General features: G+C 62.4%; 11 protein-coding genes. 7 read left to right on the top strand and 4 right to left on the bottom strand.

Features of this window, described 5'->3' with window-relative positions:
* Positions 1–22: 22 nt before the first annotated feature.
* On the top strand, positions 23–817 hold the full coding sequence (locus tag B0T39_RS06700) for a thymidylate synthase (protein WP_081545388.1): 795 nt from the start codon (positions 23–25) through the stop codon (positions 815–817).
* Complete coding sequence (locus B0T39_RS06695; protein WP_081545387.1) at positions 814–1,311, top strand: dihydrofolate reductase; 498 nt, start codon at positions 814–816, stop codon at positions 1,309–1,311. The genes B0T39_RS06700 and B0T39_RS06695 overlap by 4 nt, the downstream gene beginning before the upstream one ends.
* A gap of 63 nt (positions 1,312–1,374) precedes the next feature.
* On the opposite strand, the gene icd is transcribed toward B0T39_RS06695, so the two are convergent.
* Positions 1,375–2,619, bottom strand: coding sequence for an NADP-dependent isocitrate dehydrogenase (icd, locus tag B0T39_RS06690; protein WP_081545386.1), 1,245 nt, complete (start codon positions 2,617–2,619; stop codon positions 1,375–1,377).
* A gap of 184 nt (positions 2,620–2,803) precedes the next feature.
* A complete protein-coding gene (locus B0T39_RS06685; RefSeq protein ID WP_081545385.1) occupies positions 2,804–5,041 on the bottom strand; it encodes an NADP-dependent isocitrate dehydrogenase in 2,238 nt (745 codons plus the stop codon).
* Between the two features lie 330 nt (positions 5,042–5,371).
* On the opposite strand from B0T39_RS06685, the gene B0T39_RS06680 reads away from it, so the two are divergent.
* Both B0T39_RS06680 and aceK read left to right on the top strand, forming a co-directional pair.
* Positions 5,372–6,016, top strand: a complete 645-nt coding sequence (locus B0T39_RS06680) for a pseudouridine synthase (RefSeq protein ID WP_081545384.1) — start codon at positions 5,372–5,374, stop codon at positions 6,014–6,016.
* 38 nt (positions 6,017–6,054) lie between these two features.
* On the top strand, positions 6,055–7,845 hold the full coding sequence (gene aceK, locus B0T39_RS06675) for a bifunctional isocitrate dehydrogenase kinase/phosphatase (RefSeq protein ID WP_081545383.1): 1,791 nt from the start codon (positions 6,055–6,057) through the stop codon (positions 7,843–7,845).
* Positions 7,846–7,918: 73 nt separating this feature from the next.
* On the opposite strand, the gene B0T39_RS06670 is transcribed toward aceK, so the two are convergent.
* Together B0T39_RS06670 and mutS are read right to left on the bottom strand one after the other, a co-directional pair.
* Positions 7,919–8,344: a hypothetical protein gene (locus tag B0T39_RS06670; RefSeq protein WP_081545382.1), complete on the bottom strand. Its 426-nt coding sequence runs from the start codon at positions 8,342–8,344 to the stop codon at positions 7,919–7,921.
* A 66-nt stretch (positions 8,345–8,410) separates the two neighbouring features.
* Positions 8,411–10,957, bottom strand: a complete 2,547-nt coding sequence (mutS, locus tag B0T39_RS06665) for a DNA mismatch repair protein MutS (protein WP_081545381.1) — start codon at positions 10,955–10,957, stop codon at positions 8,411–8,413.
* A 312-nt stretch (positions 10,958–11,269) separates the two neighbouring features.
* Here mutS and B0T39_RS06660 point away from each other — a divergent pair, with 312 nt between their 5' ends.
* Genes B0T39_RS06660 through B0T39_RS06650 form a run of 3 tightly spaced genes read left to right on the top strand, consistent with a single transcriptional unit; the run spans position 11,270 to position 14,189 of the window.
* A complete protein-coding gene (locus B0T39_RS06660; protein WP_043590797.1) occupies positions 11,270–11,836 on the top strand; it encodes a GbsR/MarR family transcriptional regulator in 567 nt (188 codons plus the stop codon).
* Between the two features lie 2 nt (positions 11,837–11,838).
* Complete coding sequence (locus tag B0T39_RS06655) at positions 11,839–13,179, top strand: cytochrome ubiquinol oxidase subunit I (RefSeq protein ID WP_081545380.1); 1,341 nt, start codon at positions 11,839–11,841, stop codon at positions 13,177–13,179.
* Positions 13,176–14,189, top strand: coding sequence for a cytochrome d ubiquinol oxidase subunit II (locus tag B0T39_RS06650; protein ID WP_081545379.1), 1,014 nt, complete (start codon positions 13,176–13,178; stop codon positions 14,187–14,189). The genes B0T39_RS06655 and B0T39_RS06650 overlap by 4 nt, the downstream gene beginning before the upstream one ends.
* The last annotated feature ends 73 nt before the right edge of the window (positions 14,190–14,262 follow it).

Below are 14,262 nucleotides of genomic sequence, written 5' to 3'. Positions count from 1 at the left end.
CATCAAAGATGGAATGAACACAATGCGACAGTATCTCGACCTGATGCGCCATGTGCTGGAACATGGCCACGACAAGTCCGACCGCACCGGCACCGGCACCCGTTCGGTATTCGGCCACCAGATGCGCTTCGATCTGCAACAGGGCTTTCCGCTGATTACCACCAAGAAATGCCATCTGCGTTCCATCATCCACGAACTGCTGTGGTTCCTGTCCGGCGACACGAATATCCGCTATCTGAAGGAAAACGGCGTATCGATCTGGGATGAGTGGGCCGACGAAAACGGCGATCTGGGGCCGGTCTACGGCTACCAGTGGCGCAGCTGGCCGGCGCCGGACGGCCGCCACATCGACCAGATCGCCAATGTGGTGGCGATGATCAAGAGCAATCCGGATTCGCGCCGCTTGATCGTGTCGGCCTGGAACCCGGCGCTGGTGGATGAGATGGCGCTGCCGCCCTGCCACAGCCTGTTTCAGTTCTACGTGGCCGACGGCAAGCTGTCCTGCCAGCTCTATCAGCGCTCCGCCGACATCTTTCTGGGCGTGCCCTTCAATATCGCCAGTTACGCCTTGCTGACCATGATGATGGCGCAAGTGTGCGGGCTGAAGGCGGGCGATTTCGTCCACACGCTGGGCGACGCGCATCTGTACAGCAACCATCTGGAGCAGGCCGCGCTGCAGCTGTCGCGCGAGCCGCGCGCCTTGCCGACGCTGAAACTCAATCCGCAGGTCAAGGACATCTTCGGCTTCCAGTTCGAGGATTTCGAACTGGAAGGCTATGACCCGCACCCGCACATCAAAGCGACGGTGGCGGTATGATGGCGGCGGGGAAGCCGCGCTTGACCCTGGTGGCGGCGATGGCTGCCCAGCGGGTGATAGGCATAGACAACCGCTTGCCTTGGCATCTGCCGGAGGATCTCAAGCACTTCAAGGCGGTGACGCTGGGCAAGCCGGTGATCATGGGCCGCAAGACCTGGGATTCGATCGGCCGGCCCTTGCCGGGCCGCCGCAACATCGTGGTGACGCGCCAAGCGGACTGGCGCGCCGACGGCGCGGAAGCCGCGCATTCGTTGGAGCAGGCGCTGGCTCTGGCCGGCGAGGTGGAGGAAGTGTGTTTGATCGGCGGCGCCGAGTTGTACCGCCAGGCGATCGCCAGCGCGGACTGCCTGCGGCTGACCGAGATCGCCGGAGAGTATTCGGGCGACGCCCATTTCCCCGAGGTGTCCGCCGAACTCTGGCGCGAGGACAGCCGCGAGGCGCATGTCAGCGCCGACGGCCTGGCTTACGCCTTCGTCGATTACCTGCGGCGTTGAGGCCGGGTCCCCAAATCAAAAAGCCCGCGGTGACGCAGGCTTTCTCATGGCCGTGGCCAATGGCTACATGCGCGCGATCATCGCGTCGCCAAAGGCGGAGCAGCTGACTTCTACGGCGCCGTCCATCAGGCGGGCGAAGTCATAGGTCACCTGCTTGTGGGCGATGGCGGCTTCCATCGCCTTGATCACCAGATCGGCGGCCTCCTTCCAGCCTAGGTGACGCAACATCATCTCCGCGGACAGGATCAGCGAGCCGGGATTGACTTTGTCCTGGCCCGCGTATTTGGGCGCTGTGCCGTGGGTGGCTTCAAACACCGCGTATTGATCCGAGATGTTGGCGCCGGGCGCAATGCCGATGCCGCCCACCTGCGCGGCCAGGGCGTCGGAGATGTAGTCGCCGTTCAGGTTCAGCGTGGCGACCACGTCGTATTCGGCCGGACGCAGCAGGATTTGCTGCAAGAAGGCGTCGGCGATGGTGTCCTTGACCACGATGTCGCGGCCGGTCTTCGGGTTTTTGAACGCGCACCACGGGCCGCCGTCGATCGGCGTCGCGCCGAACTCGTCCTTGGCCAGGGTATAGGCCCAGTCGCGGAAGCCGCCCTCGGTGTACTTCATGATGTTGCCCTTGTGCACGATGGTCACGCTCTTGCGGTCGTTGTCTATCGCGTAGCGGATGGCGGCGCGCACCAGGCGTTCGGTGCCGTCCTTGGACACCGGCTTGATGCCGATGCCGGAGGATTCTGGAAAGCGGATCTTTTTCACGCCCATTTCGTCCTGCAGGAAGGCGATTACTTTCTTGGCGGCGTCGCTGCCCGCTTGCCACTCTATGCCGGCGTAGATGTCTTCGGTGTTCTCTCGGAAGATCACCATATCGGTCAGCTCCGGCTGTTTCAGCGGCGAGGGCACGCCCTTGAAGTAACGCACCGGCCGCACGCACTGGTACAGGTCCAGCTCCTGGCGCAGCGCCACGTTCAGCGAACGGATGCCGCCGCCCACCGGGGTGGTCATCGGGCCTTTGATGGACACCGAATACGTTTTCAACGCGTCGAAGGTTTCTTTTGGCAGCCATTCATCCGGGCCGTAGAGCCGGGTGGATTTTTCGCCGGCGTACACTTCCATCCAATGAATCTTCTTCCGGCCGCCATAGGCTTTGGCCACCGCGGCGTCTATCACCTTGATCATCACAGGGGTGATGTCCACGCCTATGCCGTCGCCTTCGATGAAAGGAATGATCGGATGATCGGGCGCCGGCCGGCCGGGGGTAATCTTCTCACCGTCTGCCGGAACCTTGATATGGGTGACGCTCATGCTTTTTCTCCTGAGGGTGGTGTGCGCGACGGCACACCGCTGGGCAAGCCCGTATTTTGATTATCCATGAAAAAATCGTGAAAAGCTTGCCGTCGGCGCCGCTGGCACGGCGCAAAAAAAAGCGCTAAGACAGATGTCTTGGCGCTTTGTCGGGCGGGAAGTTCCCGCCGGGACAGGGAGGGGCTTAGCCGAGCACGGCGGCCAGCGCGGCGTTGAAGCTGGCGCTCGGGCGCATCACCGCGCCGCACTTGGCCGCGTCGGGATGGTAGTAGCCGCCGATGTCGGCCGCTTTGCCTTGCACTGCCTTCAGCTCGTCCAGAATCTTCTGCTCCTTGTCGGCCAGATTCTGGGCGAGCGGGGCGAAGCGGGCCTGCAGCTCTTTGTCGTCGGACTGTTCAGCCAGCGCCTGGGCCCAGTACAGGGTCAGGTAGAACTGGCTGCCGCGGTTGTCCAGCTCGCCGGTGCGGCGCGACGGGGACTTGTTCTCGTCCAGCAGCTTGCCGGTGGCGAGGTCCAGCGTTTTGGCCAAGACCTTGGCCTTGCCGTTGCCGGTCTTGATGCCCAGCTCTTCCAAGGACACCGCCAGCGCCAGGAACTCGCCCAGGCTGTCCCAACGCAGATGGTTTTCTTCCAGCAATTGCTGCACGTGCTTGGGCGCGGAGCCGCCCGCGCCAGTCTCGTACATGCCGCCGCCGGCCATCAGCGGCACGATGGACAGCATCTTGGCCGAGGTGCCCAGTTCCATGATGGGGAACAGGTCGGTCAGGTAGTCGCGCAGGATGTTGCCGGTCACCGAGATGGTGTCCAAGCCGCGCGCCACGCGCTCCAGGGTGTAACGCATCGCGCGCACCTGGGACATGATGTGGATTTCCAGGCCGCTGGTGTCGTAATCCTTCAGGTAGGCGTGCACCTTCTTGATCAGCTCGTTTTCGTGCGGGCGGTACGGGTCCAGCCAGAACACCGCCGGCATGCCGGAGTTGCGGGCGCGGGTGACGGCCAGCTTGACCCAGTCGCGGATAGGCGCGTCCTTCACCTGGCACATGCGCCAGATATCACCTTGCTCGACGTTCTGCGACAGCAGCACTTCGCCGGTGGCGAGGTCGACGATGTTGGCGACGCCGGCTTCCTGGATTTCGAAAGTCTTGTCGTGGGAGCCGTACTCCTCGGCCTTCTGCGCCATCAGGCCGACGTTGGGCACGGTGCCCATGGTCTTGGGATCAAAATTGCCGTGCCATTTGCAGAAGTTGATCATCTCCTGGTAAATGCGGGCGAAGGTGGATTCCGGCATGACGGCCTTGGCATCGTACGGTTTGCCGTCGGCGCCCCACATCTTGCCGCCGGTGCGTATCATCGCCGGCATCGAGGCGTCCACGATCACGTCGTTGGGCGAGTGGAAGTTGGTGATGCCCTTGGCCGAATCCACCATGGCCAGGCGCGGACGGTGCTCCTGGCAGGCGTGCAGATCGCGGATGATTTCTTCGCGCTTGGAAGCCGGCAGGGTTTCGATCTTCTCGTACAGGGTGGCCATGCCGTTGTTGACGTTGACGCCCAACTCCTCGAACAGCTTGCCGTGCTTTTCGAAGGCTTCCTTGTAGTAGATCTTGACGCAGTGGCCGAACACGATGGGGTGGGACACCTTCATCATGGTGGCTTTGACGTGCAGGGAGAACAGGATGCCGGATTCGCGGCAGTCTTCCATTTCACGCTCGTAGAAGTCGCACAGCGCCTTCTTGCTCATGAACATGGAATCGATGATCTCGCCGGCCTGCAGCGCGACTTTGGGTTTGAGCACGATGGTCTGGCCGTTCTTGGTGGTCAGTTCCATCTTCACGTCGCGCGCCTTGTCCAGCGTCATCGACTTTTCGCCGTGGTAGAAGTCGCCGTGGTGCATGTGGGAGACGTGGGTCTGCGACCATTGCTTCCATTCGCCCATTGAGTGCGGATGCTTCTTGGCGTAGTTCTTCACCGCCAGCGGCGCGCGGCGGTCGGAGTTGCCTTCGCGCAGCACCGGGTTCACCGCGGAACCCAGGCATTTGGCGTAGCGGTCCTTGATCGCTTTGTCGGCGTCGGAGGCCGGGTTTTCCGGATAGTCCGGCAGCGGGTAGCCCTTGGCCTGCAGTTCTTTGACGCAGGCGATCAATTGGGCCACGGAGGCGCTGATATTGGGCAGCTTGATGATGTTGGTGTCGGGGTGCTGGGTCAGCTTGCCCAGTTCGGCCAGCGTGTTCGGCACTTTCTGTTCGTCGGCCAGATAGTCGGGGAATTCGGCCAGGACGCGCGCGGCCAGCGAAATGTCCGCGGTGGCGATTTCAATGCCGGCGGAGCCGGCGAAGGCTTGCACGACCGGCAGAAAGGCGCTGGTTGCCAGCGCCGGCGCTTCGTCGGTCAGTGTGTAGATGATTTTGGGCTGTTCCGAAGGCATTACTCTATCTCCTTTTATCTTGTGACGACAGAACGATTGCGCAGGGCGCTGCCGGCGCATGGAAAGACCTTGGAAAGGCGGATGGCGGCCCAGACGACGCGGCCTGAACACGATCCGGAGACTCTCGGGCAATTTTCAAAAGCGAATTATACCTCTCCGCGCGCGCTTGGCTCGCTGCGCATTTGAACTTTTATGCTTGATAACTGCGCGGCGGCGGTTCGAATGCGAATTATAGGCCGCGCACGGAGCGCCTTCGCCGGTAAACTTGCGGCGCGCGGCGGCCGGCTCTTGTATCATTCGCCTCATTCTTTTCTCGCCGTTCTTCATGCCATGTCCCGACTCATCCTGCTCAACAAGCCCTACGGCGTCATCTGCCAGTTTTCCGAGCATCCCAAGCATCCGACGCTCAAGTCCTGCGTGCCCTTGCCGGGCGTGTATCCGGCGGGCAGGCTGGACACCGACAGCGAAGGCTTGCTGCTCTTGACCGGCGACGGCGAATTGCAACACCGCATCGCCAATCCGCGCTGGAAGCTGCCCAAGACCTATTGGGTGCAGGTGGAGGGGCTGATCCGCGAGGAACAGCTGGAGCAATTGCGCCGCGGCGTCGACCTGGGCGATTTCACTACCCAGCCGGCGCAGGCGCGGCGCATGGACGCGCCCGCGCTATGGGAGCGCACGCCGCCGGTGCGTTTTCGCAAAACGGTGCCGGACGGCTGGCTGGAGATCGTCATCAGCGAGGGCAAGAACCGCCAGGTGCGGCGCATGACCGCCAAAGTGGGGTTGCCGACGCTGCGCCTGGTGCGGGCGGCGATAGGGCCGTGGACGCTGGACGGTCTGCAGCCGGGGGAGATGCGCGAGCTGGAGGTGGATCTTGCGGATTTGCCGCGGGTGTCGCATGCTCAGCGCATCGCCAAGCCCGGCGCGCAGCCGCGCGGCGCCGGCGGTTTCCGGCGCGGAGGCCCGCGCAAGCCCTGAGCGAGGGCGCGGCCGTTGGCGACCCAGAGGGTGAGCGCATGCAGATTCCCGAGTACTACAACCCGGTGGCGCGCGATATCGCGCAGGTGCTGGTGGATGGTTTCGACAAGCATTACCGCCTGTTTCGCGAGTGCAATCTCGGCGCCAAGGATTTGTTCGAGTCCGGGAATTGGCAAGGGGTGCAAAAGGCGGTGCGCGACCGCATCCAGTTCTACGACGAACGGGTGGCGGAAACCGTAGTGCGGCTGCATGGCGAATTCCACGCCGATCTGCTGGACGACGAGATCTGGCAGCAGGCCAAGCTTTACTTCATCGGCCTGTTGGCCAATCACAAGCAACCGGAGTGCGCGGAAACCTTCTTCAATTCCGTGTTCACCCGCATCTTGCACCGCGATTACTTCAACAACGATTTCATCTTCATTCGGCCGGCGATCTCCACCGAGTACATCGAGTCAGACCCGCCGTCCTACCGCAGCTATTACCCGGCGCGCGACGGCCTGCGGCAGGCCTTGCGGCGCATCGTCGAGGACTTTGGTTGGCGGCGGCCGTTCACCCGGCTGCGCCGGGACGTCGCGCTGCTGTTGCGGCAGGCGGAGTCCTTTCTGGAGGGGCGCTGGCCGCAGCCGGAGGCCAATTGTCAGATCCAGGTGTTGTCGTCGCCGTTCTACCGCAACAAGACCGCTTATGTGTTCGGCAAGGTGATCAACGGCGGCGCGCACTATCCGTTCGCCGTCCCGGTGTTGCACGATGAGCTGGGCGGGCTATACCTGGACACTATGCTGTTGGAACCCTGGCGCATCGGCATACTGTTCTCCTTCAGCCGTGCTTACTTCCTGGTGGATATGGAGGTGCCGTCCGCTTATGTGCAGTTCCTGCGAGGCATGCTGCCGGGCAAGACCAAGGCCGAGCTCTACACCATGCTGGGGCTGCAGAAACAGGGCAAGAACACCTTCTACCGCGACTTCATCCAGCATTTGAAACATTCCAACGACAGCTTCGTTATCGCGCCCGGCATCCGCGGCTTGGTGATGCTGGTGTTCACGCTGCCGTCCTATCCCTATGTGTTCAAGCTGATCAAGGACGTGTTCGGCGGACCCAAGGAGGCGGACCGGGCCACGGTGAAGGCCAAGTATCAGTTGGTGAAGCGCCATGACCGAGTGGGGCGGCTGGCGGATACGCTGGAGTTTTCCAATGTGGCGTTTCCCAAGGCGCGCTTCACCGAAGAATTACTACGGGAGCTGCGTGAGCAGGCGCCGTCGATGATGGAGGAGGGCGCGGAGCAAGTGGTGATCAAGCATCTGTACATTGAGCGGCGGCTGAAGCCGTTGAATCTCTACCTGATGAGCTGCGAACCGGCGGAGAAGGCCCGGGCGGTGCGCGATTACGGCTTGGCGATCAAGGAGCTGGCGGCGGCCAATATTTTCCCAGGCGACATGCTGTTCAAGAACTTTGGCGTGACGCGTTACGGGCGGGTGATTTTCTACGATTACGACGAGATCGAATACCTGAGCGACTGCCATTTCCGGCGAATTCCAGAGGCGCCAAACCCGGAAATGGAGATGTCCGGCGAGGTCTGGTACCCGGTGGCGCGCAACGATGTGTTTCCCGAGGAGTTCGGCGTTTTTCTGTTGGGCGACGCCGAGGTCAGGCAGGTCTTTTTGCGCCATCACCGGGATTTGCTGAGTCCCGAGTTTTGGCAGCTGCGCCAGCGCCGCGTCCGCGCCGGCCACATCGAGGATTTTTACCCCTATCCGGAGGAGATGCGTTTCATCAACGCTTATCCGCGTTTTTACCGGCGGGAGCGGGCGGTCTTGCCGCGGGAAGATTAAAGCAAGAAAGACGGGGAAGCTTTCGCTTCCCCGTCTTGGGTGTTGAACGCGGGCGACATGGCCGTGCCAGCGTTTAAGCGCGGTGGCTGTCCTCGAAGTAGGCGATAGGCCCGGCGCTGGTTAAGCCGATGTGGAAGGTTGAGCTTTCCGGGAAGGTTTCGCCTATGCTTTCCGCGGCGCGCACGATCTCGTACAGCACTTCCACTTCCTTGAATTTTCGGGTGATGTTGTCATTGCCCTGCAACCAGACCCGAATTTCCTCGGCATGCGGGTGGTTGTTTTCCAAGTCCAACTGGCAGGCCGGCGTGCTGATCAAGCTGATCGCAGGCGGCATGCTGATGTCCAGTTGTTGCAATTGTTGGCTCGCCAGTTCGGCGAAGCTGGACAATTCGAGGTTGGCCCGCTCGCGGATGGAGGAAAGGGCAATGCTTCCATCGTCCGTGACCTGACTGAACAGTGTGACCAGGCCCGGGGCGGTGGCAGTGTTTTCAAGCGACATTGTTGTTGCTCCTGTCTCGGATGTTACCTTCTAGTAATATAGGAAACGTCCCCGGGTCTGGCCTGGTCATTTGGCCAGTTTCTTTAATTCGTAGAGCAGAGCCTGGGCTTCCCGTGGCGAGAGATCGTCTAGATCGACCTCCAGAAGGCGTTCGACTGCCGGATTCGGTTCAGGTTCCACAGTTGCCGTCGCGGGTAAACTGATAAATAGGTCGGGCTGCACGCGGCTGGCGGAGTGGTTCTCCAATTCAGTCAGATAACGGCGCGCCTCGCGGATCACTTTGCCGGGCACGCCGGCCAACTGGGCCACTGCCAGGCCGTAGCTCTGGCTGGCCGGGCCTTCCTCCACATGGTGCAGGAACACGATGCGGTCCTTGTGCTCCACGGCGGACAGATGAACGTTGGCGACGCTAGGGTACTCGCTTTCCAGGCTGGTCAGCTCAAAATAATGGGTGGCGAACAACGTATAGGCGCGGCTCTTCTCTATCAGCGCCTTGGCGATGGCCCAGGCCAGCGCCAGGCCGTCGAAAGTGGAGGTGCCGCGGCCCACCTCATCCATCAGCACCAGCGAGTGTTCGGAGGCGTTGTTGAGGATGTTGGCGGTTTCGGTCATTTCCACCATGAAGGTGGAGCGGCCGCCGGCCAGGTCGTCGGAGGCGCCGATGCGGGTGAAGATGCGGTCTATCGGCCCGATCACCGCTCGTTGGGCCGGCACGAAGCTGCCGACGTGCGCCATCAGTGTGATCAGCGCGTTCTGGCGCATATAGGTGGATTTACCGCCCATGTTCGGGCCGGTAATCAGCAGCAGCTTGCGGGTATCGGACAGCCGGGTGTCGTTGGCGATGAAGCGCTCCACCTCCGCCTCCACCACCGGGTGGCGGCCTTCTATGATTTCCAGCCGTGGTTCGGCGACGAATTCCGGCTCCACGTAGTTGTTGACGCTGGCGCGCTCGGCGAAGGCGGACAGCACGTCCAGTCCCGCCACCGCCTGGGCGATCAGCTTCAGGTCCGGGATGTGAGGCGCCAGCTGGTCCAGCAGGTCTTCGTACAACTGCTTTTCCAGCGCCAGCGCGCGGTCCTGCGCCGACAAGGCCTTGTCTTCGAATTCCTTCAGTTCCGGCGTGATGTAGCGCTCGGCGTTCTTCAGCGTCTGGCGGCGGCGGTAGTCGTCCGGCACCTTGTCGCCCTGGGCCTTGGTGACTTCGATGTAGAAGCCGTGCACACGGTTGAATTCGACTTTCAGCGTGGGAATGCCGGTGCGTTCTTTTTCGCGGGCTTCCAGCGCCAGCAGGAAGGCGCCGCAGTCGGTCTGGATCGCGCGCAACTCGTCCAGCGTGGCGTTGAGGCCGTGATTGATCACGCCGCCGTCGCGCAGGAAGGTGGAGGGTTCGGGCAGGATGGCCTGGCTGAGCATGGTTTCCACTGGGGAATCGTCGGGCAGCAGGCGCGCCAGTTCGCCCAGCAGTTCTGCGTCCAGATCGGCGGCCAGCCGTTTGACACCGGTCAACGCCTTCAGCGAATCGCGCAGCGCGGCCAGGTCGCGCGGACGGGCGCTGCGCAGGGCGATGCGGGCGGTAATGCGTTCGATGTCCGCCACTTCGCGCAGCTGGGCGTGGGCGTCGTCGTAGGCCGGCAGCAGGGCGCGCACTGCTTCCAGCCGGCGCGCCAGCTTGCCGTGGCTGCGAATGGGGTGATGCAGCCAATGGCGCAGCAGACGGCTGCCCATGCTGGTGGCGCAGCCGTCCAGCAGCGAAGCCAGCGTCGGAGACGGCTCGCCGCGTATGGTTTCGGTCAGCTCCAGATTGCGGCGGGTGGCGCCGTCCATGCGGATCAGCTCGCCGGCGTCTTCCACCGCCAGGTTGGCGATGTGGGCTGGATTCACGCTCTGGGTGGTCTTGACGTATTCCAGCAGCGCGCCGGCGGCGCCCACCGCCACCGGCAGGGTGTCGGCGCCGAAGCCGGCGAGGTCGCGGGTGCCGAAGTGCCGGGTCAGCGTCATCTGCGCCGACTCGATGTCGAACTGCCACGGCGGCAGCTTTTTCTTGGGCGTGGCCACGGTTTCGAACACATTGAGGCCGGTGTCGTCCGGGATCACCAGTTCGGCGGGCTTTAAGCGCTCCAGCTCGCTGTGCAGGTCGTCCACCCGGGTCTGCAATACCTTGAACTCGCCGCTGGCGAGCGATAGCCAGGCCAGGCCCAGCACGCCCTTGACCATGTTCACCGCCATCACCAGGTTGTCGCGCTTGTCGTCCAGCAAAGCGGCGTCGGTCAGGGTGCCGGGGGTGACGATGCGCACCACCTTGCGTTCCACCGGCCCTTTGGACAAGGCCGGGTCGCCAATCTGCTCGGCGATGGCGACGGATTCGCCCATTTTGACCAGGCGCGCCAGATAGCCTTCGGCGGCGTGATAGGGCACGCCGGCCATCTTGATCGGGTTGCCGCCGCTGGCGCCGCGGGTGGTCAGGGTGATGTCGAGCAAGCGCGCCGCCTTCTCCGCGTCCTCATAGAACAGTTCGTAGAAGTCCCCCATGCGGTAGAAAACCAGCTTGTCGGCGTGTTCGCGTTTGATGGCTAGGTATTGCTGCATCATCGGGGTGTGCTGTGGCGTGCTCATTGGCTGTGGGCTCTTATGAATGGACAACAGGATGCCGTGGCCTTTGCCCGCGGATCAAGGGCGCGCGGGCGCCAGAGCATCCCTGATTAATGTTTCGACCCCGCGCGCGGCGGGGCTTTTGGAGAGTCGGCGCTATTTTAGCGCAGCCCGACTGCGGCGTCAGCCGTGCAGGCACAGACTGCAAAGATGCGATATGCATGGTTTGGGGTTCTGTCAAGCGTGCGGCTCAATGATGGTTGTGATTGACTTGGTTTCGTTGCGAATTTATGATTTATATCAAAGTTTCAGAAATTCCTGAAAATTGAGAACGTCATGAATTTATCGCCACTCGTCCAGTCTTTCGTGCTGCATTTCGGTGAAATGGGCAGCCGCTGGGGCATCAATCGCACCGTCGGGCAGATCTACGCGCTGCTCTATGTATCGGAGAAGCCGCTGAACGCGGATGAAATCGCAGAGAGCCTGAGCTTTTCACGCTCCAACGTCAGCATGGGTCTCAAGGAGCTGGAGTCCTGGCGGCTGGTCAGGCTGCAGCATTTCCCCGGCGATCGCCGCGAATATTTCTCCACGCCCGACGATGTCTGGGCCATTTTCAAAACCCTGGCCGAGGAGCGCAAAAAGCGCGAGGTGGAGCCTACGCTGACCATGTTGCGCGGCGCCATCATGGAGACGCCGGCCAGCGACGCTGAACGCCACGCCCAAGCGCGGATGAAGGAGATGCACCAGTTGATCGAACTGGTGACAACCTGGTTCTCCGACATCCAGCACATGGACGTGGAGACTTTGCAGCGCTTGATGAAATTGGGTTCGCAGGTGCAGAAGATCCTGCAGTTCACCCACTCGCTTTCGAAACTGACCAGTCGCGACGGCGACAGGGAGTAGCTATGGACTTTGACCCGCTGGTATTGGCGCGCATTCAGTTTGGCGCCAATATTTCCTTTCATATCTTGTTTCCCACCATCAATATCGCGATGGGCTGGGTGCTGCTGTTCTTTAAGCTGCGTTACCTGAAAACCAGTCAGCAAGGCTGGATGGACGCCTATGGCTTCTGGGTGAAGATATTCGCCCTGTCCTTCGCCCTGGGCGTGGTCAGCGGCGTGACCATGAGCTTTCAGTTCGGTACCAACTGGCCGGGCTATATGCAGACGGTGGGCAATATCGCCGGCCCGCTGCTGGCATACGAGATACTGACCGCCTTCTTCCTGGAGGCCACCTTCCTGGGCGTGATGCTGTTCGGCCGCTCGCGGGTGTCGGAGCGAGTGCATACCTGGGCCACTTTCCTGGTCGCCTTCGGCAATACGGTATCGGCGTTCTGGATTCTGGCCTTGAATTCCTGGATGCAGACTCCGACCGGCTTCAAGATGGTGGACGGCAAGGCGGTGGTGACCAGCTGGCTGGAGGTGATCTTTAATCCCTCCTTGCCCTATCGTTTGACTCATATGCTGATTGCTTCCGGCCTGACCACGGCTTTCCTGGTGGCCGGCTTGTCGGCCTACCGCCGCTTGAAGGGCGATGGCAGCGACGGCGCGAAAATGGCGCTGAAAACCGGCGTGGTGACCGCTGCCTTGCTGATTCCGCTGCAGATCTTCGTGGGCGATATGCACGGTCTCAACACCTTTAAGCATCAACCGGCCAAGTTGGCGGCGATCGAGGGCATCTGGCATACAGAGAAGGGCGCGCCGCTGTTGCTGTTCGCGTTGCCCAACGCGGAAACCCGCCAGAACGATATGGCGGTGGGTATTCCCAAGCTGGCCAGTTTGATCATTACCCATGATCTCAACGGCGAGATCCGCGGCCTCAACGAGTTTGCTCAGCATCCGCCGGTGGGCAAGGTGTTCTGGAGCTTCCGCGTGATGGCCGGCGTGGGCGCGCTGATGCTGCTGGTGTCCTGGCTGGCCTGTTGGCAACTGCGTCGCCGCGGCCAGTTGGCGCCGTTGATGCTGCGGGCGCTGGTGGGCATGACTTTCGCCGGCTGGGTAGCGACCCTGGCCGGCTGGTACGTGACCGAGATCGGCCGTCAACCGTGGCTGGTGGAGGGCGTGCTGACCACCGCGCAGGCGGCGGGGTCGGCGACCGGCGGTATGGTGGCGTCGACGCTGGCGATGTATCTGGGCCTGTACCTAGTGTTGCTGACCGCCTATGTGTCGGTCTTGTTCTATATGGCGGGCAAGGCGGCCGGCCAGTCCGGCGGCGAGGCCGCGCATTTTGAGGAGAAACTGGCATGAGTGGCGCTGTGTACTGGTTGCCGGTGGTGTTTGCCGGCCTGATGGCCCTGGCCATGCTGATTTACGTGGTGCTGGACGGTTACGATCTGGGCGTGGGCTTGTTGCTGCCCTTCGCCGAGGACGACGAGAAGGACATGATGATCGCGTCGATCGGCCCGTTCTGGGACGCCAACGAAACCTGGCTGGTGCTGGGCGTGGGCCTGTTGCTGGTGGGCTTCCCGCTGGCGCACGGCATCATTCTGGGCGAACTCTATCTGCCGGTGGCGCTGATGCTGGCCGGCCTGATCGTGCGCGGCGTGGCCTTCGACTTCCGCGTCAAGGCGCGCGAGCCGCATAAGCCGTGGTGGAATGTCGCTTTCGCCTGTGGCTCGCTATTGGCGGCGCTGACTCAGGGCGTGATGCTGGGCCGCTACCTGACCGGCTTCGCCGAGGGTTGGCTGGCCTGGGGCTTTGCCTTGCTGGCCGGCATCGGCTTGGCGGCGGCTTACACCTTGCTGGGCGCCGGTTGGCTGATCATGAAGACCAGCGGCGCTTTGCAAGCCAAGGCGGTGGCTTGGGCGCGGCGCAGTCTGGCAGGCGCGGGTTTGTCGGTGCTGCTGGTGTCGGCGGCCACGCCGCTGGCCAGCAGCCATATCGCCGCCAAGTGGTTCGCCTTGCCGGAGTTTTTGTTGCTGCTGCCGCTGCCCTTGGGTTGCATCGTGCTGTTCGCCACCTTGTGGGTGATCCTGCCGAGGCTGGCGGTGCGCCAGGCCGCCGGCAACGATAATTGGTGCTGGGCGCCGTTCGCCTGCACCGTCGGCGTCGTGCTGCTGTCGTTCTGGGGCCTGACCTATAGCGTGTTCCCCGAGGTGGTGATTGGCCGGCTGAACATCTGGCAGGCGGCCAGCGACACCGCGGCCTTGTGGGTGATCTTCTGGGGCGCGGCGGTGGTGCTGCCGGTGATTCTGCTGTACACCGCCTTTGTCTATCGGGTGTTCCACGGCAAGGCCAATGCGCTGACTTACCAATAAGCCGGTATTTGGCGCCGCGCTTGACCAAGCCGTCTTTGCTCTGCAAAGGCGGCTTTTGCCATACTGGGAGGGC

Origin of the sequence: Chromobacterium haemolyticum (assembly GCF_002081825.1) — a bacterium.
In the GTDB taxonomy this organism is placed as follows: Bacteria; Pseudomonadota; Gammaproteobacteria; order Burkholderiales; family Chromobacteriaceae; genus Chromobacterium; species Chromobacterium fluminis.
The sequence above is the reverse complement of the archived record's forward strand: the minus strand, read 5'-3'. Positions and strand labels throughout refer to the sequence as shown.

Excerpts from the sequence above, each read along its gene's own strand:
- aceK (WP_081545383.1), top strand. The coding sequence starts at position 6,055 with ATGCAGATTCCCGAGTACTACAACCCGGTGGCGCGCGATATCGCGCAG.
- mutS (WP_081545381.1), bottom strand. The coding sequence starts at position 10,957 with ATGAGCACGCCACAGCACACCCCGATGATGCAGCAATACCTAGCCATC.
- B0T39_RS06680 (WP_081545384.1), top strand. The coding sequence starts at position 5,372 with ATGTCCCGACTCATCCTGCTCAACAAGCCCTACGGCGTCATCTGCCAG.
- B0T39_RS06695 (WP_081545387.1), top strand. The coding sequence starts at position 814 with ATGATGGCGGCGGGGAAGCCGCGCTTGACCCTGGTGGCGGCGATGGCT.
- B0T39_RS06655 (WP_081545380.1), top strand. The coding sequence starts at position 11,839 with ATGGACTTTGACCCGCTGGTATTGGCGCGCATTCAGTTTGGCGCCAAT.
- B0T39_RS06650 (WP_081545379.1), top strand. The coding sequence starts at position 13,176 with ATGAGTGGCGCTGTGTACTGGTTGCCGGTGGTGTTTGCCGGCCTGATG.
- icd (WP_081545386.1), bottom strand. The coding sequence starts at position 2,619 with ATGAGCGTCACCCATATCAAGGTTCCGGCAGACGGTGAGAAGATTACC.
- B0T39_RS06700 (WP_081545388.1), top strand. The coding sequence starts at position 23 with ATGCGACAGTATCTCGACCTGATGCGCCATGTGCTGGAACATGGCCAC.
- B0T39_RS06660 (WP_043590797.1), top strand. The coding sequence starts at position 11,270 with ATGAATTTATCGCCACTCGTCCAGTCTTTCGTGCTGCATTTCGGTGAA.
- B0T39_RS06685 (WP_081545385.1), bottom strand. The coding sequence starts at position 5,041 with ATGCCTTCGGAACAGCCCAAAATCATCTACACACTGACCGACGAAGCG.
- B0T39_RS06670 (WP_081545382.1), bottom strand. The coding sequence starts at position 8,344 with ATGTCGCTTGAAAACACTGCCACCGCCCCGGGCCTGGTCACACTGTTC.